We start from the raw sequence: 23,383 nt of genomic DNA, 5'->3' as shown, positions 1-23,383 counted from the left end.
GCTGGCACGGCGCCAATAGTAAAAAGCCACCCCTACGGGTGGCTTGCCCGGGCGGCACCCACACGCCAGATTCGACGGCGGGGCTGCCCTGCTCACTCTGCCTCATCTAACCAAACCAGCAGGATCGCTTCCAGAATTTTTTCATTCGAGGCCGCCGGATCGTCGTCGAACTCATCGAGCGCGCAGATCCAACGGTGCAGGTCGGTAAAACGTACGCTCTGCGGCGAAACGTCGGGATGCGCGTCATACAATGCCTCGCCGATGGCGCGGCTATCGTGCCATTTCAGTCCCACCTTAGTGCTCCCGCGCATGGTTGACGGTATAACGCGGGATCTCGACGACCAGATCCTCTGCCGCGACCCGAGCCTGGCAGCTTAAACGGCTCTCCGGCTCCAAGCCCCAAGCCTTATCTAGCATGTCATCCTCCAGCTCGCTGCTCTCCGCCAAGGAGTCGAAGCCTTCACGAACGATGCAGTGGCAGGTGGTGCAAGCGCAAGACTTCTCGCAAGCGTGTTCAATTTCAATCCCGTTGCGCAGCGCGGCATCAAGGATCGTTTCACCTTCCTGGGCCTCGATCACCGCGCCCTCGGGGCAGTGTTCCTGATTGGGCAGAAATACGATTTTTGGCATGTTTAAACCTCATCCACAGAGTGACCGGCCAGTGCACGACGGATGGAGGCATCCATGCGTCGCGCGGCAAATTCTTGGGTTTGTGCATCCAGTGCTTGGATCGCCGCTTCGATCGCCGCCGTATCATCGCCGGCGGCGGCCGCTTGCAGCCCATCCTCAACCTGGCGGATCGCCGCCAGTTCCTCTGCGCTCAGCAGGGCACTGTCCTGCTGCAACGCGCCACGCAGGCTTTCCAGCACGCGCGCGGCCTCGACTTTTTGCTCCGCCAACATGCGAGCGCTGAGATCGCCTTCGGCGTTCGCCATCGACGATTGGATCATGCCGACAATCTCATCCTCGCTCAGCCCATAGGAGGGCTTCACCTGGATCGCCGCCTGCACCCCGGTGGATTTCTCCATCGCAGTGACGCTGAGCAACCCGTCGGCATCAACCTGGAAGGTGACGCGAATATGGGCGCCGCCCGCCGGCAGCGGCGGAATACCGCGCAGGGTGAAGCGCGCCAGGGAACGGTTGTCTTGCACCAGCTCACGTTCGCCCTGCACCACATGGATCATCATCGCCGTCTGACCATCCTTGAAGGTGGTGAACTCTTGTGCTCGGGCCACCGGAATGGTGGTGTTGCGCGGGATGACCTTCTCGACTAAGCCGCCCATGGTTTCCAGCCCCAGAGAGAGCGGGATCACGTCCAGCAGCAGCATCTCGGCGTCCGGCTTGTTGCCGACCAGAATATCGGCCTGGATCGCCGCCCCGATCGCCACCACCCGGTCGGGATCGATGGCGGTCAACGGCGGGCGACCGAAGAAATCCCCCACCAGGCTACGCACCAGCGGCACACGCGTCGAGCCGCCGACCATCACCACCTCGAGCACCTCTTCGACGCCGACGGCGGCATCCTTCAGCGCGCGACGGCAGGCTAACAGGGTACGCTTCACCAGCGGAGCGATCAGCGCGTCGAACTGCGCACGGCTTACCTGCCCCCGCCAATCATCGACACAGACCTCAACCTGCTCCTGGCTACTGAGGGCGATCTTGGCCGCCACGGCGGCATCCAAGAAGCGGCGTGCCAATCCGGCATCGCGGCGATCGTGCATCCCGGACTGTTCACGCAGCCAATCGGCCAACAGGTGGTCAAAATCATCCCCCCCCAATGCAGAGTCACCGCCGGTGGCCAGCACCTCGAAGACGCCACGGCTCAGGCGTAGGATGGAGATATCGAAGGTCCCGCCCCCCAGATCGTAGACGGCGATCACCCCTTCCTGGCCCGAATCCAGGCCATAGGCGATCGCGGCGGCCGTCGGCTCGTTGAGCAGGCGCAAGACATGCAGCCCGGCCAGACGCGCCGCGTCTTTCGTCCCCTGACGCTGAGCGTCATCGAAATAGGCTGGAACGGTGATCACCACCCCGTCCAGCTCGCCCCCCAGCGACGCCTGCGCCCGCGCAGAGAGCGCGGCGAGGATGTCGGCAGACACCTGGATCGGGTTGACGTTGCCTGCGGCGGTAGCCAACTGCGGCATCCCGCTCTCGCTGGCCGTCATCTGGTAAGGCAGATGGGGATAGCGCGCCTGAATGTCGGCCAGTGAGCGCCCCATCATGCGTTTGATCGAGCTGACGGTGTTGAGCGGATCCGTGGCGGCCTGCGCGCGCGCCTCCGCACCCACCAGCAGCCCCTCCGCTTGGTAGCGCACCACCGAGGGCAGCAGGTGGCGTCCCTGCTCATCGGCCAGCGTTTCGGCCTGGCCGCTACGCACGGTCGCCACCAGAGAGTTGGTGGTGCCCAGATCGATACCCGCCGCCAGCCGACGCTGATGCGGCGCGGCGCTTAGCCCCGGCTCACTGATTTGTAATAACGCCATGTTCGCTTCCGTTAATCCGTCAAAATAGGGTTACATCCCCAGCAGTCGCTCTTCGAGCTGTTCGACCTGCTGGTGAAGTTTGTCGAGAAAGCGCAGCTTGCGTACGCTGTCGGCCGCCGATGACCACGCCTGGCGGTCCAAATCGTTGACCAGCTGCGCGCTGCGTGTCTGTACCATTTTAGCGATCCTGGCGGCAAAGTTCATTAATGCCGCTTCGGCGTCGGCCTGCTGCGCCAACGCCTCCAGCTCCTCGCGCAACGCCATCTGTTCCATCAGAAAGGCCGTATCGTGCATCGTCTGCTGTTCATTATTGATGTCGAAACCATGGAGCGAGAGCAGATATTCGGCGCGCTTGAGAGGATGCTTCAGGGTCTGGTAGCCGTCGTTGATGGTGGCGGCCTGTTGGATGGCCAGGAGACGCTCGCGCTCGGGCGCGGTGGCGAAACGATCGGGATGAAACTGGCGCTGCAACTCCTGAAAACGCGCAGCGAGCAGATTGCCGTCGACTTCATAACGTGTCGGCAGCCCAAAAAGCGTGAAATAGTCCATGCCGTACTCTGATGCTGATAACGGAAATGCGGCGCCGTATGGCGCCGACGGATGACGATGCGTGGGATTAGACGTTGAAACTTTCGCCGCAACCACACTCGTTCTTGACGTTCGGGTTGTTGAACTTAAAGCCCTCGTTCAGCCCCTCTTTGACGAAGTCCAGCTCGGTGCCGTCCAGATAGACCAGGCTCTTACCGTCAACGATGACTTTCACCCCTTTATCTTCGAAAACCACATCGTCCTCGTTCAGGACATCGACAAACTCCAGCACATACGCCATGCCCGAACAGCCCGAGGTCTTCACCCCCAGACGCAGGCCCAATCCCTTACCGCGATTGGTCAAAAATGTCTGTACGCGCTTTGCAGCGGAGTCGCTCATGGTAATCGACATACAACAACCTCAGTCAAAAATAGTCAGGGTGACGGCGGCCGAAGAGGCCGCCGAAGTCCGCGGCAATTACTCCGCGTTATGTTTGCTCTTATAATCGGCGATCGCCGCCTTGATGGCGTCTTCCGCCAGGATAGAACAGTGGATCTTCACCGGTGGCAACGCCAACTCCTCGGCGATATCGGTGTTCTTGATCTCTGCCGCCTGATCCAGGGATTTCCCCTTGACCCATTCGGTCACCAGCGAGCTGGAGGCGATGGCGGAACCACAGCCATAGGTCTTGAAACGAGCGTCTTCAATAATACCCTCGTTGTTGACTTTAATCTGCAACTTCATCACGTCGCCGCAAGCCGGCGCGCCGACCATGCCGCTGCCGACGCTCGGATCGCTGTTGTCGAAGGATCCGACGTTGCGCGGGTTTTCATAGTGGTCGATCACTTTATCGCTGTAAGCCATATCGATGCTCCTAAAATGGTGTCCTGAGGATTAATGGGCAGCCCATTCGATGGTGCTGAGATCCACGCCCTGCTTATGCATCTCCCACAGCGGAGAGAGGTCACGCAGACGGCCGATGGAGTTACGCACCAGATCGATGGCGTAGTCGACTTCTTCTTCCGTGGTAAAGCGCCCCAGAGAGAAGCGGATGGAGCTGTGCGCCAGCTCATCGTTCAGGCCCAGTGCACGCAGCACATAGGATGGCTCCAGACTGGCGGAGGTACAGGCCGAACCGGAAGAGACGGCCAGATCCTTCAGCGCCATGATCAGGGATTCCCCTTCAACAAAGTTAAAGCTGACATTCAGGATATTCGGCGCCCCCTGCTCCAACGAGCCGTTCAGGTACACCTCTTCGATATCCTTCAGCCCGTTCCACAGGCGATCGCGCAGGGCGCGCAGACGCGGTACTTCCGTCGGCATCTCTTCCTTGGCGATGCGATAGGCTTCCCCCATCCCGACGATCTGATGCACCGGCAGCGTACCGGAGCGCATACCACGCTCGTGACCACCGCCATGCATCTGCGCCTCGATACGAACACGCGGCTTACGACGCACATACAGTGCCCCGATGCCTTTCGGGCCGTAGATCTTATGACCGGAGAAGGACATCAGATCCACTTTCAGTTTGCTCAGATCAATCGGCAGTTTGCCCACGCTTTGCGTGGCGTCGACATGGAAAATGATGCCACGCGCGCGGCACATCTCGCCGATGGTCTCAATATCCTGAATGATGCCGATCTCGTTGTTGACATGCATGATGGAGACCAGGATGGTGTCATCACGCATCGCCGCTTCCAGCTCTTTCAGATCGATCAGGCCGTTGGGTTGTGGTGCCATATAGGTCACCTCAAAGCCTTCACGCTCCAGCTGACGGCAGGTATCCAGCACCGCCTTATGCTCGGTCTTGCTGGTGATAATGTGCTTGCCCTTCTTCTGATAGAAGTTCGCCGCCCCTTTGATCGCCAGGTTGTCGGCCTCGGTCGCGCCCGAGGTAAACACGATTTCACGCGGATCGGCACCTACCAGCTCGGCAATGTTGTTGCGCGCCACATCTACCGCCTCTTCAGCCTGCCAGCCAAAGCGGTGAGAGCGGGAAGCCGGGTTACCGAAAGTACCGTCTAGCGTCAGATACTGCATCATCTTCTCGGCCACACGCGGATCAGCCGGCGTCGTGGCGGAGTAGTCCATATAAATCGGTAATTTCATTCTATTGCTCCGTACATCACTTCCAAAAATGATTTGTTTACGGGTGATCATTCAACGCCGTGCCTGCGCTTAGGCGCGCAGGTTCACGTTAATCATGTCCTGACGTCCTGATGGCACGATGTTGCGCCGAACGTCCATATCCTGCCGGTCGGCCACAACCAAAACCTCTTGGTTATTGACCAGCTCCGCCAGTGAAATGTTATTGAGAAAACCGCTGATGCGTTCGCTCAGATCGCGCCATAAGGCGTGAGTCAAGCAACGCGTACCGCCTTGGCAGCCCCCCTTACCCTGGCAACGGGTGGCGTCAACCGACTCATCGACGGCCGTAATCACCGCCCCAACGGCAATGTCTGCGGCGTCTTTGCCCAGCAGATAACCACCGCCGGGACCGCGCACGCTGGCGACCAAGCCGTTTTTACGCAGGCGAGAAAACAGTTGCTCCAGGTATGAGAGAGAGATCCCCTGGCGTTCTGAAATATCCGCCAGCGGTACCGGCCCTTCCTGAGAGTGAAGTGCCACATCGAGCATGGCAGTTACGGCATAACGCCCTTTGGATGTCAGTCTCATGGCTAATAGTCCCTTTGGGAGTAAGAAGTGAAACATGCACGATTATTTAACAAGTTCATCCTCTCATTCCTGACTATTTCAGTCAACTATTTATCCTACTATTTTACTCAGGTATTACCGTACCGCTCGTAGTATTTATCAGTGAAAACCGAATGATAACGCGATGAACACTCGTCGCCGGAATACCCTAGTATTCTACTATGCTATAACGGCCGGGAGTGTTAACTTTCGTGCCGTTCTGCGTGGTACTTATCAATCGACGCCAAAATACCGCGCAAAATATTCAGCTCCTGCGCCTCGGGACGCGCGCGGGTAAACAAGCGACGTAGACGGTTCATCACCTGACCCGGATTCTTTTCACGGATAAAGCCGGTATGATGCAGCGTCTGCTCCAGGTGGCTATAGAAGCGCTCCAAATCATCGACCAGCGGGTAGGCCTCTTCGCCTACCGGCGGGTACTTGGCCGCCTGACGATCCAGATGGGCGACGCGGATCTCATAGCTGAGGATCTGCACCGCCATCGCCAGGTTCAGCGAGGTGTATTCCGGGTTGGCCGGGATCTGCACATGGTAATGGCACTTCTGCAACTCATCATTGGTCAGACCGACGCGCTCGCGACCAAACACGATGGCGACCGGCGCATGCTCCGACTCCTGCGCCGCACGCTGGCCGCACTCTCGTGGTTCCAACATCGGCCAGGGGAGTGAGCGCGAGCGAGCGCTCGTCCCCACTACCAGGCTGCAACCGGCAATCGCCTCGTCGAAGCTGTCCACGATGGTGGCGTTGCCAATCACGTCGCTGGCGCCCGCCGCCAAGGCGATAGCCTGCGAGTCGGGGCGCACCAGCGGATTCACCAGGTACAGGTTGGTCAGCCCCATGGTCTTCATGGCGCGAGCCGTCGACCCCATGTTGCCGGTGTGGGACGTTTCCACCAGCACGATGCGAATATTGTCCAGCATGGTTACTCATTACACGGTTGAATTGAGCTGACCATTTTACCATAAGCGACTATTAATGGTTTCTATTGATTTATTCGTCACAAACTCACATAGATAACCCCTTGATCTACATCACAGCTTCAATTTGCTCACACCTAATCGCAAAACGGCATGGTTGTTTGCCATACGCTTTGCTATAATATCTGCCGTCTAAATTTCCCGTTCTTTAACATCTAGTGGAAGATTCCCATGCATCCGATGCTGAACATCGCCGTGCGCGCCGCGCGCAAGGCTGGTAACCTGATTGCCAAAAGTTACGAAACGCCCGACGCAGTAGAAGCCAGCCAGAAAGGCAGCAATGATTTTGTGACCAACGTCGATCGCGATGCTGAACACCTGATCATCGAGACCATCCGCAAGTCTTATCCTCAGCACACCATTATCAGTGAAGAGTGTGGTGAACTGTTGGGTGAAGATCACGAGATCCAATGGGTAATCGATCCGCTGGATGGCACCACCAACTTCATTAAGCGTCTACCGCACTTCTCCGTTTCTATCGCCGTCCGTATCAAAGGGCGTACCGAAGTCGCCGTGGTCTACGATCCTATGCGTAACGAACTGTACACCGCGACCCGCGGTCAGGGCGCGCAGCTCAACGGCTACCGTCTGCGTACCGGCCAGGCGAAAGATCTGAACGGCACGATCCTGGCTACGGGCTTCCCGTTCAAGGTGAAACATCACGCCGCCACCTACATCAAGATGGTCGACAAGTTGTTCACCCAGTGCGCCGACTTCCGTCGCACCGGCTCCGCCGCGTTGGACCTGGCCTATGTCGCCGCCGGCCGAGTGGATGGATTCTTCGAGATCGGCCTGAAGCCGTGGGATTTCGCCGCCGGTGAACTGCTGGTACGCGAAGCCGGCGGCCTGGTCACCGACTTCGTCGGCGGTCATGGTTACCTGGCGAGCGGCAACGTTGTCGCCGGTAACCCGCGCGTGGTCAAGTCCCTGCTGGGCGCCCTGCGTGACGAACTGAGCGACGCGCTGAAGCGCTAATAGCTCATCCCCGCTAACAGACACCCTGCCCGCTTGCGTGCAGGGTGTTTTTTTATCTGCGCCTCCGGGCGACCCGCCGCGTCGACGCGCATCACGTCTGCGTGCAAATTCAGCCTACTCCGACGGCGTGCCATGACGGACTTTGCTATGCTTATGCTTGATTAATTCCAGTATGATTCAGGCCGGGGGAATACCGATGCAGAACGCAAGCCCGCCGTCCGAGGCTCGCACGCCCGCCGCGCGTCGCTGTACACTGGCACTGGCCTTGCTACTTGCCGACGCACCGCTGACGTCGCAGCGTCTATGCCAGATCAACCACCAGCCGTGCCAGGAGGCGGAGGCCGATCTGAGCCATCTGGTCGGTGAAATGATGCGCTACCACGCCTTGCATCTCAGTTACCATCCACGCCAAGGCTATCGTCTGTATGGCTCAGCCTATGAGTGGCGCCTGTGTCTGCTGCACTGGCTGCAACGCGGAATGCGTCTCGCCCCTGGCGTCTCAGAGGCGCAACTATTCAGCGCATTGCAACAGGTCGCTCCGACGCTACAGCCTGAGGCGTGCTTGGCGCGCTTCGCGGCCTTGCTCGATCAACACACCACGCTGCCCTGCTTCACCTTTACGCCTCGTCAGAAACAGCTCGTCGGCTTGATGTTGCTATTTGCCTCTCTGCAACAACAACGTCATCCGCTGACGAGCCTGCTGCCTTGCTGGCTACCCGACATCCATCGCCGCGCCTTACAGCAGAAGTGTGAATATGGCTGCGCGGGCGCGCTGTGTCAGATCCTCTTCGATCGGCTCGATCCTGAACTGCGCCAGCAGGAACAGCTATTCACCACGCTGATGCTAAGCCTACTCAAAAATCACGCCGCCACGCCCCGGGATAACGACCAGGATCGGACCTTGATGCAAGAAGTCGAGGAGAGCGTCGAGCGCGTAGAGGCATGTAGTGGCATTCGTTTTCCTCAACGAGAACAGCTCTGCTCCCGGCTGTTCGCCCATCTGGGTGCCGCTATCGAGCGTGCCCGCTTCGGCATTCGCATCGGTACGCCACTACTGGCCGAGTTGGAATTACATCATCCGGGATTGCTGACCCTGACCCGCGACAGCATCGCCGGCTTGGAGCACCATTATCGTATCCGCTTCTCGCCCGAAGAGCTCAGTCTGATCGCCGTCAGCCTCGGCGCGTGGCTGATGCAGGCGGGCAAACTCCAGGAGACGGCGACGTAAAAAAGCCCGCACACAGGCGGGCTCAAGAACAGCGGTGAAACCGATGATTAGGCATAAACCGGCAGGCGGGCGCAGATCGCCAGAACCTTCTGCCGGGTATTGGCGATCACCGCCTCATCATGAATGTTATCCAATACGTCACACATCCAACCGGCCAGCTCTCGCGAGTCCGCCTCGTTGAAGCCACGGCGCGTGATGGCCGGGGTACCGACACGGATGCCGGAGGTGACGAACGGACTTTGCGGATCGTTCGGTACGCTGTTCTTATTCACGGTAATGTTGGCACGCCCCAGCGCGGCGTCCGCCTCTTTACCAGTGATCTGCTTATCGACCAGATCCAGCAGGAACAAGTGGTTTTCGGTTCCGCCGGAGACGACCTTATAGCCACGCTGCAAGAAGACCTCGACCATCGCCTTAGCGTTCTTCGCCACCTGCTGCTGGTAACGGGTAAACTCCGGCTCCATCGCCTCTTTCAGCGCCACCGCCTTGGCGGCGATAACGTGCATCAGCGGGCCACCCTGCGCCCCAGGGAATACGGCGGAGTTCAGCTTCTTATACAGCGTCTCGTCCAAGCCCTTCGCCAGGATCAGACCGCCGCGCGGACCTGCCAGGGTCTTGTGCGTGGTGGTGGTGACGACATGAGCGTGAGGGAGCGGGTTGGGATAAACACCGGCGGCAACCAATCCCGCCACATGCGCCATATCCACGAACAGATAGGCGCCAATGCTGTCGGCGATCTCACGCATCCGCGCCCAATCGACGACGCCGGAATAAGCGGAGAAACCGCCGATGATCATCTTCGGACGATGTGCCTGCGCCTGTGCCGCCAAATCGTCATAGTCGATACGGCCCTGGGCATCGATGCCGTAAGGCACCACGTTATACAGCTTACCGGAGAAGTTAACCGGAGAACCGTGAGTCAGATGGCCGCCGTGCGCCAGGTTCATCCCCAACACCGTATCGCCCGGTTGCAGCAGCGCGGTATACACGGCGAAGTTAGCCTGTGAGCCAGAGTGTGGCTGTACGTTGGCATAATCGGCTGCGAACAACGCCTTGGCGCGATCGATCGCCAATTGCTCGACCTGATCCACATACTCGCAACCGCCGTAGTAGCGCTTACCCGGATAACCTTCAGCATATTTATTGGTCAGTTGGGAACCCTGAGCCTGCATGACCCGAGGACTGGTGTAGTTCTCTGAGGCGATCAGCTCAATGTGCTGCTCCTGACGCTCTACTTCCCGCTGCATTGCCTGCCACAGATCGGCATCGTAATCGGCAATGTTCATTTCACGCTTTAACATCCGTTTCTCCTGACTCAGCTAACCGTTTTTGAGTAAATTTTGGCTCCCACAGCCAATACATCCTCACCCAAACGGGCAATCGACCACAGTGTAATATGTTTTTAGCTTGTTAAAAACACTCTTCCCTGATTTTTACGCAAACGTTTGGCTATAGGCGACACAAGGTGGGAGCGACATCCTGAATCGTGTTGCATTTTTGTGCCAAGCCACGTGTGCTCGCATAAAAAATCATCACTACCGTAACGCCAATCGCATCGGGTCGGCAATGACTGATTTACAACGACAGGAAAAATGATTAAGTTGTATTTTAAATGCATCTTAACCATCATTATGAATAACACCTGCCAAGGAAACGCTATGCTGGATCAAAACACCATCGCCATCGTGCAATCCACCCTGCCCTTACTACAACAGTATGGTCCTGGGCTTACCGGCCACTTCTATCAACGTATGTTTAGTCATAACCCTGAGTTGCAAGCCATTTTCAACCTGAGTCATCAGCGCAACGGCGATCAGCGTGAAGCGTTATTCCATGCTATCTGTGCCTATGCCGCGCATATCGATAATCCCAGCGCGTTGAGCGCCGCCGTAGAGCGTATCGCCCACAAACACGCCAGTTTCGATATCCAAGCGGAGCAGTACGCCATCGTCGGCCACCATCTGCTCAAGACCCTGGAGGAGCTATTGAATCCCGGCGAGGCGGTGTTAGCGGCCTGGGGGAAGGCCTATGGCGTCTTGGCGCAGATCTTTATCGATCGCGAGGCTCAGTTGTATCGGCAGCAGGCGGCGCAGCCGGGTGGCTGGCAACACCAACGCGCGTTCCGTATTCGTGAGAAGCGCGAGGAGAGCACGCTGATCACCCGCTTCATCCTAGAGCCGGTAGATGGCGGCCCCGTGGCCGACTTTATCCCGGGGCAATACCTCGGCGTATACATTCGCCACCCAAGCCTGCCTCGCCAAGCGATCCGCCAGTACTCCTTGACCCATGCGCCGAATGGACGCGACTACCGCATCGCCGTCAAGCGCGAGGAACAGGGGGTCGTCTCACGCTATCTGCATGATGTCGCGCAACCTGGCGATACCCTATTCCTGTCTGCCCCCTGTGGGGAGTTCACGCTCGACACCACGCCACAGACACCGGTGACGCTGATCTCCGCCGGCGTCGGCGTAACACCGTTGCTCAGCATGCTCGCCACCTTGAGCGCACAAGGACATCCAGCCGCGCTCAACTGGTTACACGCCGCCGACAACGTGCAAGCGTGGGCCTTCGGCGCGGAGGTTGAGCGGCTGCTCGCTCCCCTTCCCCAGGCCCAGGCTCATCTCTGGCTGCGTCAATCCGCGCACCAGGTACCGGTCAGCCCACAGACACGGTGCCACGCCGGGATGATGGACCTCTCTGCGCTAGGTGAGACGCTCAGCGATACTGACATGCAATTCTATTTCTGTGGTCCAGTCGGCTTTATGCAACACGTGGCTCAGCAACTACTGGCCCAAGGTGTCGATGCCGCGCGTCTGCACTACGAGTGTTTCGGGCCCCATAAAATCCTGTAAAGCCGCTCGTCACGAGCGCTAGCGAATCTACAGCGCGCACAGCATGTGTGATGACAAGTTGCACATGCTGTGTGTTGGGTACGCCTCTCCGCCCGCTTCGCCTAGCGGCATCCCCCTCTCTCGGCGACCTGGCCGGCTATGCCCAGAACGACCCCGTAACTCAGCGCGGCTGACGCCGAGTTGATCGCATAGTCATGTCAATCGATGAGGCGCTTAAGCAGACGGAAGGGATACACGGAGCAGGCTCGCAGGGCGCTGGTCGGGCTTGCGCCACGCCAGGGATCAGGAATAAAGAGAGAGAACGAAAAAGAAAAAACCCCGGTTCATTGCTGAACCAGGGCTTAGAATGTTGGCGGAACGGACGGGACTCGAACCCGCGACCCCCTGCGTGACAGGCAGGTATTCTAACCAACTGAACTACCGCTCCGCGTTGTTCCCGTTGGGGAACGAGGCGCATATTACGGTGAGTGCCGGGTGGCGTCAACCCTTTTTCTTCTCGCGTTTATCGTTCGCGCATATTTTGTACTTTCTGGCGATTTTTCAGTAAGTTTTCGCCTTTCAGCTACGCCACAAGCAGCTGCCGCCCTTCTTCTGCACCAAATCCAGACGTTGTTCATGTGCAGCCAGCTCCGCTTCGCTGGCATACACCACCCGTAGCCCTTGGGCACCGCGCACCACGCGACGGATCTCCGCGGCCTGCACCTGCGTCGCGCTATCCCCTTCGCTAGCGAAGGACAACGACGTCTGACCGCCGGTCATGATCAGATAGACATCGGCCAGGATCTGGGCATCGAGCAAGGCCCCGTGCAGGGTTCGCTTGCTGTTATCGATCTCATAGCGGTTGCATAATGCATCCAAGCTATTGCGCTTGCCGGGGAACAGGCGACGCGCCATCACCAAGCTATCGGTGATGGTGCAGAAGGTCTCCGTCTTGGGAAGATCGCGCCCCAGCTTGGCAAATTCGTAGTCCATAAAGCCGATATCGAACGGCGCGTTATGGATCACCAACTCCGCCCCACGGATAAATTCGAGGAACTCATCGACCACATCGGCAAAGCTCGGCTGACCCAACAAGAAGTCATCGCTGATGCCATGCACCATAAACGCTTCTGGATCGACCAAGCGATCCGGCTTGAGATAGACGTGAAAGTTGCGGCCAGTCAGACGACGGTTAATGACTTCGACGGCGCCGATCTCAATGATGCGGTGCCCCTCGTAGTGGGCACCGACCTGGTTCATACCGGTGGTTTCCGTATCGAGGACAATTTGGCGGGCGATTGGGGTACTCATTTTGCTGTGCTCATCGTGTCACTTTATGTCAGACTCACGGTTTTGATCAGGGAGTAGTCTACCAGAGATGTTAAAGCAGGTTGAGATTTTCACCGATGGCTCCTGCCTGGGGAACCCGGGGCCGGGCGGCTATGGCGCCATACTACGCTACCGACAGCATGAGAAGGCGCTCAGCGCGGGCTATCACCTGACGACCAACAACCGCATGGAGTTAATGGCGGCGATCGTCGCGCTAGAGGCGCTGACCAGTGACTGCCAGGTGAAACTATACAGCGACAGCCAGTACGTGCGCCAAGGCATCACCCAATGGATCCATGGCTGGAAGCGGCGGGGCTGGAAGACGGCAGACAAGAAGCCGGTCAAGAATGTCGATCTCTGGCAACGCCTAGATCAGGCCATTCAGGCACATCAGGTTGAGTGGATATGGGTCAAGGGCCATGCCGGCCATCCGGAAAATGAGCGCTGTGATGAGTTGGCGCGCCAGGCCGCGGGCAAACCGACGCGAGAGGACGAGGGCTACCGCCCCGACGGAAATTAACCCGGGCGTCGCAGGATCTTCGCCGCGCCGCCCAAGGCGCGACGCATGCCAGGACGGGCATGCAAGGCGCGCTGTGGCGTTAAGGTCAACGGAATAGTGCGCTTACGCGCCACGATCAGCATCAGGCAGCCCATCGCCGGGAAATGGCGACTCAGTAACGACATGGATGGCTGATGCCAGGGTAACACCTGAAAGCGCGAGGCTTCCAACACCTCGTAATTCAATAGCGTCAGCCAGTCCATGATGCGCCCCATACTAAACATCCGGCTATTGTAGGGGGGGCGACGACGTAATCCCGGCACTAAACGCCCGACACCGAGCAGGCTGAACGGACTGAAACCGCTGATGATCAGCCAGCCATCATCCACCAAGACCCGGTCGACCTCACGCAGTACCCGGTGTGGCGCCGCCGCATACCCCAACGAATGCCCCAGCAGACACGCATCCACCGACTTCGCGGCAAAGGGTAAGTGCGCTAAGTCGGTGATGACCTGAAGATGCTCTCCCTCGGCAGCCACATTCACCTGATGTGATATGGTACAACGGTCTGTCGCCAGATCGGCGCTCAACGCCCCCAACTTCAGTAGGTGGTAGCCAAACAGCTTCGGCCACCAGGGCGTCAGGCGTAACTCCAATGCGGCCCGGTAGTGCATTCCCCAGGGGATTTGCCGCCAGGTAAAGGGTTCACTAAACGGGGAGTTGCTGAGTGCCGCTTTCATCGCCACCTCTGACTTTGGAGAAGATAACATCATGGATCTTATCGGCCTTCCTGTCCTACAGGATAACTACATCTGGCTGCTAATCAATCCGCAGCGTCACTGCCTCATCGTCGATCCAGGCGTCGCCGCGCCGGTTTTACACTATTTGACAGAGAATCGGATAACCCCTAAAGCCATTCTGCTCACCCATCACCATAATGACCACGTTGGCGGCGTTGCAGAAATCGTCCAAGCCTACCCTGATCTGCCGGTTTACGGCCCGGCAGAAACCCGCGAGGCGGGATGTAATCAGGTGGTGGCCGATAACGATAGGTTATCCCTGCTCGGGCTCGAAGTGACTGTACTCGCCGTACCAGGGCATACGCTAGGCCATGTGGCCTACTACAGCGCACCCTACCTGTTTTGTGGCGACACCCTGTTTTCCGCGGGCTGCGGCCGTCTGTTTGAGGGGACAGCGCAGCAAATGTTTGACTCGTTACAGCGTATTTTGCAACTTCCCGATAACACTCTGGTTTGTTGCGCGCACGAATATACTGAGTCAAATCTGCGGTTTGCACGTCATGTCTTACCCCAAAATAGGCTAATAGAAACATATCAGCAACACGCGGCGGCGTTGCGGGCAAAACACCAACCTACGGTGCCCACAACCCTACAGATTGAGAAGGAAATAAATCCTTTCTTACGCTGTTATGATGATGATTTGCAAAGGAATGTAGGCTTTCCTACGCAACCTAATGAGATTTGGCGAGTTTTTGCCTGTCTACGTGACATGAAAGACAGCTTTTAAAGCTTTTTCTTGTGTTGCGCGGCCAAGCAAAGTATTATTGCTCGTCTTTTAATCACCAGTGACAAACACATGAAGGCTAGAGCGATAATCTTCGCCTCTGTGTTGTTAGCTGGCTGCCATGGGGGTTCCCAGTCGCAGCCAGAACAGCATGCACAGAGTTTGTCTTCTGTCAGTCGAAGTGAAGCAGGACAGCCCTCGGCCGCACGAGCGACCTCCGCGCGATGGGGAGACACCAGTAGTACCATCGCGCAGGATGATTTATGGGGCTTCATTAGTGACGACATGAAGATGAAGGTTCCGGATAACTACCGGGTCCGTGAACAAAGAAACAAGTATTTACGCAATAAGAGCTATCTCCACGATGTAACATTACGGGCAGAGCCGTACATGTACTGGATTGTCGAGCAGATTAAGAAACGTAATATGCCGATGGAACTGGTACTGCTACCCATAGTGGAGAGCGCTTTTAATCCGCATGCAACGTCATCGGCCAATGCCGCAGGGCTATGGCAGATCGTGCCTCAAACGGGTCGTAATTACGGATTAAAACAGAATCAATGGTATGACGGTCGCCGAGACGTCGCCGCCTCCACCACCGCCGCGCTGGATATGATGCAGCGTATGAACAAGATGTTCGGTGGTGACTGGCTGCTGACCCTCGCCGCCTTTAACAGCGGTGAAGGGCGTGTCATGCAGGCGATCAAGGCCAATAAACGCAAAGGGCGTCCGACCGATTTTTGGTCGCTCTCTCTGCCGCGTGAAACGTCGATCTATGTGCCCAAGGTGTTAGCGTTAAGCGACATCATCAAGCACAACCAGCGCTATGGGATTAAACTGCCGAAGTCGAGTCAGGAGCGAGCCTTGGCACGCGTTGACGTCGGGCAGCAGATTCAGCTCAGCCAAGCCGCCGAAATGGCAGGTATGTCGCTGACCAAGCTGAAGTCATTTAACTCAGGCTATAAGCGCAATGTGACCGCACCACGAGGCCATGGCCCGCGTTACATCATGGTTCCTTTGGCGCATGTCGATCGTCTGAAAGACTCGTTGGCCGAGCGTGAGATCGCCGCGATTCAGCCCGATACGCAGTTGGCTGATAACCGGACGAGCTCGACCTACAAGGTTCGTAGCGGCGATACCATTTCGGGGATTGCCCGTCGCCTGAACATGACGCAACAGACGCTGCTGAGCATGAATAACCTGCGCGGCAGCACACTGAAGGCGGGGCAGACCTTGAAGGTCGCGGCTAACGGTAATGCGAAAGCGTTGGCGGACAACACCATCACCTACAAGGTGCGTAAAGGTGATTCGCTCTCCAGCATCGCGCGCCGCCATGGCGTCGATCTCGATGATGTCATGCGCTGGAATAGCAAGGTTAACGATAACGGCCAGATCCAGCCGGGTGACTTGCTGACGTTGTATGTGAAAGATAAGCAAGACGGCAATAGTTGACGTTTTCCTGCAGCAAAAAAAGCGCCCTCGCGGCGCTTTTTTTATTGGCTCACAGATCCCAGCGCTATTCCGGGCGGAACTCGACCAATAGCGGATTATGATCCGATGCCTGGGTGACTAATACCGAGGCCTCAACCACTCCCAAGCCACGATAAAACACAAAGTCCAGCGGGCGGCCAAAGGCGGTACGACGCTGATCATTCGTAAAATGCACCTCACGAAGCTCCATCCCACTGGCGAAGCGTCGTAGCGCGTTGAGGCGGCGATTGCTCCAGGCATTAAAATCCCCCGCCATGATCACCGGCCCCTTATGCAAGGCGATCTGCTCGCCGATGGGATCTAACTGCTTACTATACACCTCGACGCCGAGACTAAAGTTCACCGCATGGATGTTAACCACCATCAGCAGGCGCCCATCGAATAGAGGATAGACCGTCACCAACGCCGACTTCGCCAAGCGGATCAGCGGCTCTTTCTCACGCAACGGGCAACAATAGATGGGATGAGCCGCCGCCAGTGTCATCACCCCGGAGGGGTGCTGCGGTAGGGAGAAGGCGGGTACCTGATCGGCCGTAAGATAGTTACTGGTGGCGAAACGGACTAGCTCAGGCGTCGTCTGTGCCTCTTGCAGCAACACCAGCTGCGAACGCCGCCCATACTCCTTCAACACCGAGAGCCAATCGGCTCGTTGCTGCTTGAAGATATTCCAGACCATGATGCGTAGGATGTCATCGCTTGGCAGCGCATGTGTCGCCGCCACGGGTTGACCAAGCTCATGAATAGCGCCGGGGAAAATACGCGTCGCCGGCATACCCGCCGTATAGCGCATAGCAAAGTTCTTTTTGCGCACGTTTACCGCCTGTTGCTCAAAATACACCGTAGAGATGAGCCGCGATGGCGCACACACTACGTTATCTTAACGAGTCTACTCTTCTGTTATAGGTATGCACAGCTCGAATTACAACCGTCTCTTTCATCATGGAGGTAGCGGTCTCTGCATCTCAGCGACGTAGGAGGCTACGCACAGATCCGAACCGCAAGCGAACAATAGCGCGATACCTTAACGGCTAACAGACTTATGACGACAATCAGCGGGAGCGATCTGGCGGCATCAGCGAAACGCGTTATCACCGGTATCGCCTTCTGTTGATAACCAAAGAATGGCACACAGCGCAACGGATTAATCAGTGAAACGTCGATCAAGGGGATGAGTCGGTGAATCGGCTAAGGCTAACTAATCGACCAGGAAGTGCATATGAAAAAAGGCCCGCTATAAATAGCGGGCCTTTTAAAATGAGTGGCGGAACGGACGGGACTCGAACCCGCGACCCCCTGCGTGACAGGCAGGTATTCTAACCAACTGAACTACCGCTCCACCGAATTTTGTATCACACCCGTTTCCGGGGTACTGCTAAATTTGATGCCTGGCAGTTCCCTACTCTCGCATGGGGAGACCCCACACTACCATCGGCGCTACGGCGTTTCACTTCTGAGTTCGGCATGGGGTCAGGTGGGACCACCGCGCTATCGCCGCCAGGCAAATTCTGTTTCACCAACCGCCATTCAGGCCATCGGTTCCAATCTTGAACAAGCTAAATTCGTCTCTCTAAAAACACCTTCGGTGTTGTAAGGTTAAGCCTCACGGATCATTAGTACTGGTTAGCTCAACGTATCGCTACGCTTACACACCCAGCCTATCAACGTCTTAGTCTTAAACGTTCCTTCAGTGGACTCAAGGTCCAAGGGAAGACTCATCTCGAGGCAAGTTTCGCGCTTAGATGCTTTCAGCGCTTATCTCTTCCGCACGTAGCTACCGGGCAATGCAATTGGCATCACAACCCGAACACCAGCGGTGCGTCCACTCCGGTCCTCTCGTACTAGGAGCAGCCCCTCTCAATCTTCCAACGCCCACGGCAGATAGGGACCGAACTGTCTCACGACGTTCTAAACCCAGCTCGCGTACCACTTTAAATGGCGAACAGCCATACCCTTGGGACCTACTTCAGCCCCAGGATGTGATGAGCCGACATCGAGGTGCCAAACACCGCCGTCGATATGAACTCTTGGGCGGTATCAGCCTGTTATCCCCGGAGTACCTTTTATCCGTTGAGCGATGGCCCTTCCATTCAGAACCACCGGATCACTAAGACCTGCTTTCGCACCTGCTCGAGCCGTCACTCTCGCAGTCAAGCTAGCTTATGCCTTTGCACTAACCTCCTGATGTCCGACCAGGATTAGCTAACCTTCGTGCTCCTCCGTTACTCTTTGGGAGGAGACCGCCCCAGTCAAACTACCCACCAGACACTGTCCCTATCCCGGATTACGGGACCAGGTTAGAACATCAAACATTAAAGGGTGGTATTTCAAGGTCGGCTCCATGCAGACTGGCGTCCACACTTCAAAGCCTCCCACCTATCCTACACATCAAGGTTCAATGTTCAGTGTCAAGCTATAGTAAAGGTTCACGGGGTCTTTCCGTCTTGCCGCGGGTACACTGCATCTTCACAGCGAGTTCAATTTCACTGAGTCTCGGGTGGAGACAGCCTGGCCATCATTACGCCATTCGTGCAGGTCGGAACTTACCCGACAAGGAATTTCGCTACCTTAGGACCGTTATAGTTACGGCCGCCGTTTACTGGGGCTTCGATCAAGAGCTTCGCCTTGCGGCTGACCCCATCAATTAACCTTCCAGCACCGGGCAGGCGTCACACCCTATACGTCCACTTTCGTGTTTGCAGAGTGCTGTGTTTTTATTAAACAGTTGCAGCCAGCTGGTATCTTCGACTGGCTTCGGCTCCATCCGCGAGGGACTTCACCTACATGCCAGCGTGCCTTCTCCCGAAGTTACGGCACCATTTTGCCTAGTTCCTTCACCCGAGTTCTCTCAAGCGCCTTGGTATTCTCTACCTGACCACCTGTGTCGGTTTGGGGTACGATTCAGTGTTATCTAGAGCTTAGAGGCTTTTCCTGGAAGCAGGGCATTAACCACTTCAGCACCGTAGTGCCTCGTCATCACGCCTCAGTGTTAGAGATAACCGGATTTGCCAGGTCATCACACCTACACGCTTAAACCGGGACAACCGTCGCCCGGCCGGTCTAGCCTTCTCCGTCCCCCCTTCGCAATAACACCAAGTACAGGAATATTAACCTGTTTCCCATCGACTACGCCTTTCGGCCTCGCCTTAGGGGTCGACTTACCCTGCCCCGATTAACGTTGGACAGGAACCCTTGGTCTTCCGGCGAGCGGGCTTTTCACCCGCTTTATCGTTACTTATGTCAGCATTCGCACTTCTGATACCTCCAGCAGCCCTCACAGGCCACCTTCACAGGCTTACAGAACGCTCCCCTACCCAACAACACATAGTGTCGCTGCCGCAGCTTCGGTGCATGGTTTAGCCCCGTTACATCTTCCGCGCAGGCCGACTCGACCAGTGAGCTATTACGCTTTCTTTAAATGATGGCTGCTTCTAAGCCAACATCCTGGCTGTCTATGCCTTCCCACATCGTTTCCCACTTAACCATGACTTTGGGACCTTAGCTGGCGGTCTGGGTTGTTTCCCTCTTCACGACGGACGTTAGCACCCGCCGTGTGTCTCCCGTGATAACATTCTTCGGTATTCGTAGTTTGCATCGGGTTGGTAAGTCGGGATGACCCCCTAGCCGAAACAGTGCTCTACCCCCGAAGATGAATTCACGAGGCGCTACCTAAATAGCTTTCGGGGAGAACCAGCTATCTCCCGGTTTGATTGGCCTTTCACCCCCAGCCACAAGTCATCCGCTAATTTTTCAACATTAGTCGGTTCGGTCCTCCAGTTAGTGTTACCCAACCTTCAACCTGCCCATGGCTAGATCACCGGGTTTCGGGTCTATACCTTGCAACTAGACGCCCAGTTAAGACTCGGTTTCCCTACGGCTCCCCTATTCGGTTAACCTTGCTACAAAATATAAGTCGCTGACCCATTATACAAAAGGTACGCAGTCACACCCCGAAGGATGCTCCCACTGCTTGTACGTACACGGTTTCAGGTTCTATTTCACTCCCCTCGCCGGGGTTCTTTTCGCCTTTCCCTCACGGTACTGGTTCACTATCGGTCAGTCAGGAGTATTTAGCCTTGGAGGATGGTCCCCCCATATTCAGACAGGATAACACGTGTCCCGCCCTACTCATCGAACTCACAGCTGTGCACCTTCGTGTACGGGGCTATCACCCGGTATCGCGCGACTTTCCAGACGCTTCCACTAATACACAAACTGATTCAGGTTCTGGGCTCTTCCCCGTTCGCTCGCCGCTACTAGGGGAATCTCGGTTGATTTCTTTTCCTCAGGGTACTTAGATGTTTCAGTTCCCCTGGTTCGCCTCGTTAAGCTATGTATTCACTTAACGATAGTGCAACGAATTGCACTGGGTTTCCCCATTCGGACATCGCCGGCTAATAATGCTTCATATCAGCTCACCGACGCTTATCGCAGATTAGCACGTCCTTCATCGCCTCTGACTGCCTAGGCATCCACCGTGTACGCTTAGTCACTTAACCTCACAACCCGAAGGTGTTTCACTTCGTGCTGCAAGCATTTGAGAGACTCTCGAATCACTTGTTAAAAGCAATTCGATTGTTTTCGAATTTTCAGCTTGTTCCAGATTGTTAAAGAGCAAAATATTGCAAACATGACTCGCAAGTCCGTTTTGCAATATTGTTGGCACCGTCTTTCACCCGATACCGCAAATGGCGTCCCCTAGGGGATTCGAACCCCTGTTACCGCCGTGAAAGGGCGGTGTCCTAGGCCTCTAGACGAAGGGGACACTGGGTCGACTTCGCAGACGCTTTGCTCGAACATCTATCAGACAATCTGTGTGAGCACTACACAATATTTCGTATCTTCAGGTAAGGAGGTGATCCAACCGCAGGTTCCCCTACGGTTACCTTGTTACGACTTCACCCCAGTCATGAATCACAAAGTGGTAAGCGCCCTCCCGAAGGTTAAGCTACCTACTTCTTTTGCAACCCACTCCCATGGTGTGACGGGCGGTGTGTACAAGGCCCGGGAACGTATTCACCGTGGCATTCTGATCCACGATTACTAGCGATTCCGACTTCATGGAGTCGAGTTGCAGACTCCAATCCGGACTACGACGTACTTTATGAGGTCCGCTTGCTCTCGCGAGGTCGCTTCTCTTTGTATACGCCATTGTAGCACGTGTGTAGCCCTACTCGTAAGGGCCATGATGACTTGACGTCATCCCCACCTTCCTCCAGTTTATCACTGGCAGTCTCCTTTGAGTTCCCGGCCGAACCGCTGGCAACAAAGGATAAGGGTTGCGCTCGTTGCGGGACTTAACCCAACATTTCACAACACGAGCTGACGACAGCCATGCAGCACCTGTCTCAGCGTTCCCGAAGGCACTCCCGTATCTCTACAGGATTCGCTGGATGTCAAGAGTAGGTAAGGTTCTTCGCGTTGCATCGAATTAAACCACATGCTCCACCGCTTGTGCGGGCCCCCGTCAATTCATTTGAGTTTTAACCTTGCGGCCGTACTCCCCAGGCGGTCGATTTAACGCGTTAGCTTCGGAAGCCACGCCTCAAGGGCACAACCTCCAAATCGACATCGTTTACAGCGTGGACTACCAGGGTATCTAATCCTGTTTGCTCCCCACGCTTTCGCACCTGAGCGTCAGTCTTCGTCCAGGAGGCCGCCTTCGCCACCGGTATTCCTCCAGATCTCTACGCATTTCACCGCTACACCTGGAATTCTACCTCCCTCTACGAGACTCTAGCTTGCCAGTCTTGGATGCAGTTCCCAGGTTAAGCCCGGGGATTTCACATCCAACTTAACAAACCGCCTGCGTGCGCTTTACGCCCAGTAATTCCGATTAACGCTTGCACCCTCCGTATTACCGCGGCTGCTGGCACGGAGTTAGCCGGTGCTTCTTCTGTAGGTAACGTCAATTGCACGTGCTATTAACACGTACACCTTCCTCCCTACTGAAAGTACTTTACAACCCGAAGGCCTTCTTCATACACGCGGCATGGCTGCATCAGGCTTGCGCCCATTGTGCAATATTCCCCACTGCTGCCTCCCGTAGGAGTCTGGACCGTGTCTCAGTTCCAGTGTGGCTGGTCATCCTCTCAGACCAGCTAGGGATCGTCGCCTAGGTGAGCCATTACCTCACCTACTAGCTAATCCCATCTGGGTTCATCTGATGGCATGAGGCCCGAAGGTCCCCCACTTTGGTCTTGCGACGTTATGCGGTATTAGCTACCGTTTCCAGTAGTTATCCCCCTCCATCAGGCAGATCCCCAGACATTACTCACCCGTCCGCCGCTCGTCGGCGAGGAAGCAAGCTTCCTCCCGCTACCGCTCGACTTGCATGTGTTAAGCCTGCCGCCAGCGTTCAATCTGAGCCATGATCAAACTCTTCAATTAAAAGCTTGATGCTCAAAGAAATTAAACTGTTTATTCGTAATGAATTAACTGCTGTCACTCTTCAAGACTTTAAATATTTTGGCATTCCGAGGAATGCTTAATACGAATCTTGCGAGTGCCCACACAGATTGTCTGATAATTTGTTAAAGAGCAGTGACTTAGCAAGTTTCCCTTACCAAGTCGAGGTTGCGTATATTACGCTTTCCTCGGTGAGTGTCAACGATTAATTTCTCGCTTTTCACTTCACTCTCCCCGGCTCATCTTGTGATGTTGTTCACAAGTGCCGTGTCGATGGAGGCGCATTATAGGGAGATTACGCCGCCTGACAAGCCCTAATTACAACTTTTTTATCATTCGACCACTTTACATACAGAGTGCGTTATTTTCATACCTTTTCCGGCCTCCGCTGATGGGA

General features: G+C 56.2%; 19 protein-coding genes, 3 tRNA genes and 3 rRNA genes. 6 read left to right on the top strand and 19 right to left on the bottom strand.

What is annotated here, in order from left to right; genetic code table 11:
- Positions 1–92: 92 nt before the first annotated feature.
- From iscX to trmJ, 9 genes are all read right to left on the bottom strand, one after another.
- A complete protein-coding gene (gene iscX, locus DCL27_RS03280) occupies positions 93–293 on the bottom strand; it encodes a Fe-S cluster assembly protein IscX (RefSeq protein ID WP_005295068.1) in 201 nt (66 codons plus the stop codon).
- A 1-nt stretch (position 294) separates the two neighbouring features.
- Positions 295–630 carry an ISC system 2Fe-2S type ferredoxin gene (fdx, locus tag DCL27_RS03275; protein ID WP_005289566.1) on the bottom strand — a complete coding sequence of 112 codons (336 nt, stop codon included), beginning with the start codon at positions 628–630 and terminating at the stop codon, positions 295–297.
- Between the two features lie 2 nt (positions 631–632).
- Positions 633–2,483, bottom strand: coding sequence for a Fe-S protein assembly chaperone HscA (gene hscA / locus DCL27_RS03270; protein ID WP_005289568.1), 1,851 nt, complete (start codon positions 2,481–2,483; stop codon positions 633–635).
- 30 nt (positions 2,484–2,513) lie between these two features.
- A complete protein-coding gene (hscB, locus tag DCL27_RS03265) occupies positions 2,514–3,032 on the bottom strand; it encodes a co-chaperone HscB (RefSeq protein ID WP_005289570.1) in 519 nt (172 codons plus the stop codon).
- Positions 3,033–3,099: 67 nt separating this feature from the next.
- Complete coding sequence (gene iscA, locus DCL27_RS03260; protein WP_005289574.1) at positions 3,100–3,423, bottom strand: iron-sulfur cluster assembly protein IscA; 324 nt, start codon at positions 3,421–3,423, stop codon at positions 3,100–3,102.
- A gap of 66 nt (positions 3,424–3,489) precedes the next feature.
- Positions 3,490–3,876 carry a Fe-S cluster assembly scaffold IscU gene (gene iscU / locus DCL27_RS03255; protein WP_005289576.1) on the bottom strand — a complete coding sequence of 129 codons (387 nt, stop codon included), beginning with the start codon at positions 3,874–3,876 and terminating at the stop codon, positions 3,490–3,492.
- A gap of 30 nt (positions 3,877–3,906) precedes the next feature.
- Positions 3,907–5,121 (bottom strand): IscS subfamily cysteine desulfurase, encoded by a 1,215-nt coding sequence (locus DCL27_RS03250; protein WP_005295063.1) that lies wholly within the window; start codon positions 5,119–5,121, stop codon positions 3,907–3,909.
- 69 nt (positions 5,122–5,190) lie between these two features.
- Complete coding sequence (iscR, locus tag DCL27_RS03245) at positions 5,191–5,688, bottom strand: Fe-S cluster assembly transcriptional regulator IscR (RefSeq protein ID WP_005295060.1); 498 nt, start codon at positions 5,686–5,688, stop codon at positions 5,191–5,193.
- A gap of 221 nt (positions 5,689–5,909) precedes the next feature.
- Positions 5,910–6,647 carry a tRNA (cytosine(32)/uridine(32)-2'-O)-methyltransferase TrmJ gene (trmJ, locus tag DCL27_RS03240; protein WP_005289581.1) on the bottom strand — a complete coding sequence of 246 codons (738 nt, stop codon included), beginning with the start codon at positions 6,645–6,647 and terminating at the stop codon, positions 5,910–5,912.
- A gap of 228 nt (positions 6,648–6,875) precedes the next feature.
- On the opposite strand from trmJ, the gene suhB reads away from it, so the two are divergent.
- Complete coding sequence (gene suhB / locus DCL27_RS03235) at positions 6,876–7,679, top strand: inositol-1-monophosphatase (protein ID WP_005295055.1); 804 nt, start codon at positions 6,876–6,878, stop codon at positions 7,677–7,679.
- A 196-nt stretch (positions 7,680–7,875) separates the two neighbouring features.
- Entirely contained in the window at positions 7,876–8,907 is a 1,032-nt protein-coding gene (locus DCL27_RS03230) for a PRD domain-containing protein (RefSeq protein WP_035600165.1), read from the top strand.
- Between the two features lie 47 nt (positions 8,908–8,954).
- On the opposite strand, the gene glyA is transcribed toward DCL27_RS03230, so the two are convergent.
- Complete coding sequence (gene glyA, locus DCL27_RS03225; RefSeq protein WP_035600167.1) at positions 8,955–10,208, bottom strand: serine hydroxymethyltransferase; 1,254 nt, start codon at positions 10,206–10,208, stop codon at positions 8,955–8,957.
- A gap of 357 nt (positions 10,209–10,565) precedes the next feature.
- Between glyA and hmpA the strand changes: the two genes are divergently transcribed.
- On the top strand, positions 10,566–11,759 hold the full coding sequence (gene hmpA, locus DCL27_RS03220) for an NO-inducible flavohemoprotein (protein WP_035600170.1): 1,194 nt from the start codon (positions 10,566–10,568) through the stop codon (positions 11,757–11,759).
- A gap of 350 nt (positions 11,760–12,109) precedes the next feature.
- Here hmpA and DCL27_RS03215 read toward each other — a convergent pair.
- Positions 12,110–12,186: transfer RNA gene (locus tag DCL27_RS03215), tRNA-Asp, on the bottom strand.
- 131 nt (positions 12,187–12,317) lie between these two features.
- The gene (gene dnaQ, locus DCL27_RS03210) at positions 12,318–13,049 is read right to left on the bottom strand and encodes a DNA polymerase III subunit epsilon (protein WP_035600474.1); all 732 of its coding nucleotides are present in this window, start codon (positions 13,047–13,049) and stop codon (positions 12,318–12,320) included.
- Between the two features lie 67 nt (positions 13,050–13,116).
- Between dnaQ and rnhA the strand changes: the two genes are divergently transcribed.
- Positions 13,117–13,587: a ribonuclease HI gene (gene rnhA, locus DCL27_RS03205; RefSeq protein ID WP_005289597.1), complete on the top strand. Its 471-nt coding sequence runs from the start codon at positions 13,117–13,119 to the stop codon at positions 13,585–13,587.
- Here rnhA and DCL27_RS03200 read toward each other — a convergent pair.
- Complete coding sequence (locus tag DCL27_RS03200) at positions 13,584–14,306, bottom strand: methyltransferase domain-containing protein (protein WP_005295048.1); 723 nt, start codon at positions 14,304–14,306, stop codon at positions 13,584–13,586. The two genes, rnhA and DCL27_RS03200, sit on opposite strands and share 4 nt — an antisense overlap.
- Positions 14,307–14,337: 31 nt before the next feature.
- Between DCL27_RS03200 and gloB the strand changes: the two genes are divergently transcribed.
- The gene (gloB, locus tag DCL27_RS03195) at positions 14,338–15,093 is read left to right on the top strand and encodes a hydroxyacylglutathione hydrolase (RefSeq protein WP_035600477.1); all 756 of its coding nucleotides are present in this window, start codon (positions 14,338–14,340) and stop codon (positions 15,091–15,093) included.
- A 69-nt stretch (positions 15,094–15,162) separates the two neighbouring features.
- Positions 15,163–16,542 (top strand): murein transglycosylase D, encoded by a 1,380-nt coding sequence (gene mltD, locus DCL27_RS03190; RefSeq protein WP_035600480.1) that lies wholly within the window; start codon positions 15,163–15,165, stop codon positions 16,540–16,542.
- 64 nt (positions 16,543–16,606) lie between these two features.
- Here the strand turns inward: mltD and DCL27_RS03185 are convergent, their stop codons facing one another.
- From DCL27_RS03185 to DCL27_RS03160, 6 genes are all read right to left on the bottom strand, one after another.
- A complete protein-coding gene (locus DCL27_RS03185) occupies positions 16,607–17,392 on the bottom strand; it encodes an endonuclease/exonuclease/phosphatase family protein (RefSeq protein ID WP_005295044.1) in 786 nt (261 codons plus the stop codon).
- A gap of 448 nt (positions 17,393–17,840) precedes the next feature.
- Positions 17,841–17,917: transfer RNA gene (locus tag DCL27_RS03180), tRNA-Asp, on the bottom strand.
- Between the two features lie 47 nt (positions 17,918–17,964).
- Positions 17,965–18,080: ribosomal RNA gene (rrf, locus tag DCL27_RS03175) — 5S ribosomal RNA — on the bottom strand.
- Positions 18,081–18,170: 90 nt separating this feature from the next.
- Positions 18,171–21,077, bottom strand: a 23S ribosomal RNA gene (locus DCL27_RS03170).
- 190 nt (positions 21,078–21,267) lie between these two features.
- A tRNA-Glu gene (locus tag DCL27_RS03165) sits at positions 21,268–21,343 on the bottom strand.
- An 83-nt stretch (positions 21,344–21,426) separates the two neighbouring features.
- Positions 21,427–22,968, bottom strand: a 16S ribosomal RNA gene (locus tag DCL27_RS03160).
- The 16S, 23S and 5S rRNA genes sit together here with 2 tRNA genes alongside, the layout of an rRNA operon.
- Positions 22,969–23,383: the final 415 nt, after the last annotated feature.

Source organism: Edwardsiella tarda ATCC 15947 = NBRC 105688, from assembly GCF_003113495.2.
GTDB classification, from domain to species: Bacteria; Pseudomonadota; Gammaproteobacteria; order Enterobacterales; family Enterobacteriaceae; genus Edwardsiella; species Edwardsiella tarda.
Note: the sequence above shows the minus strand (reverse complement) of the source record. Positions and strands in the feature narration are given on the sequence as shown.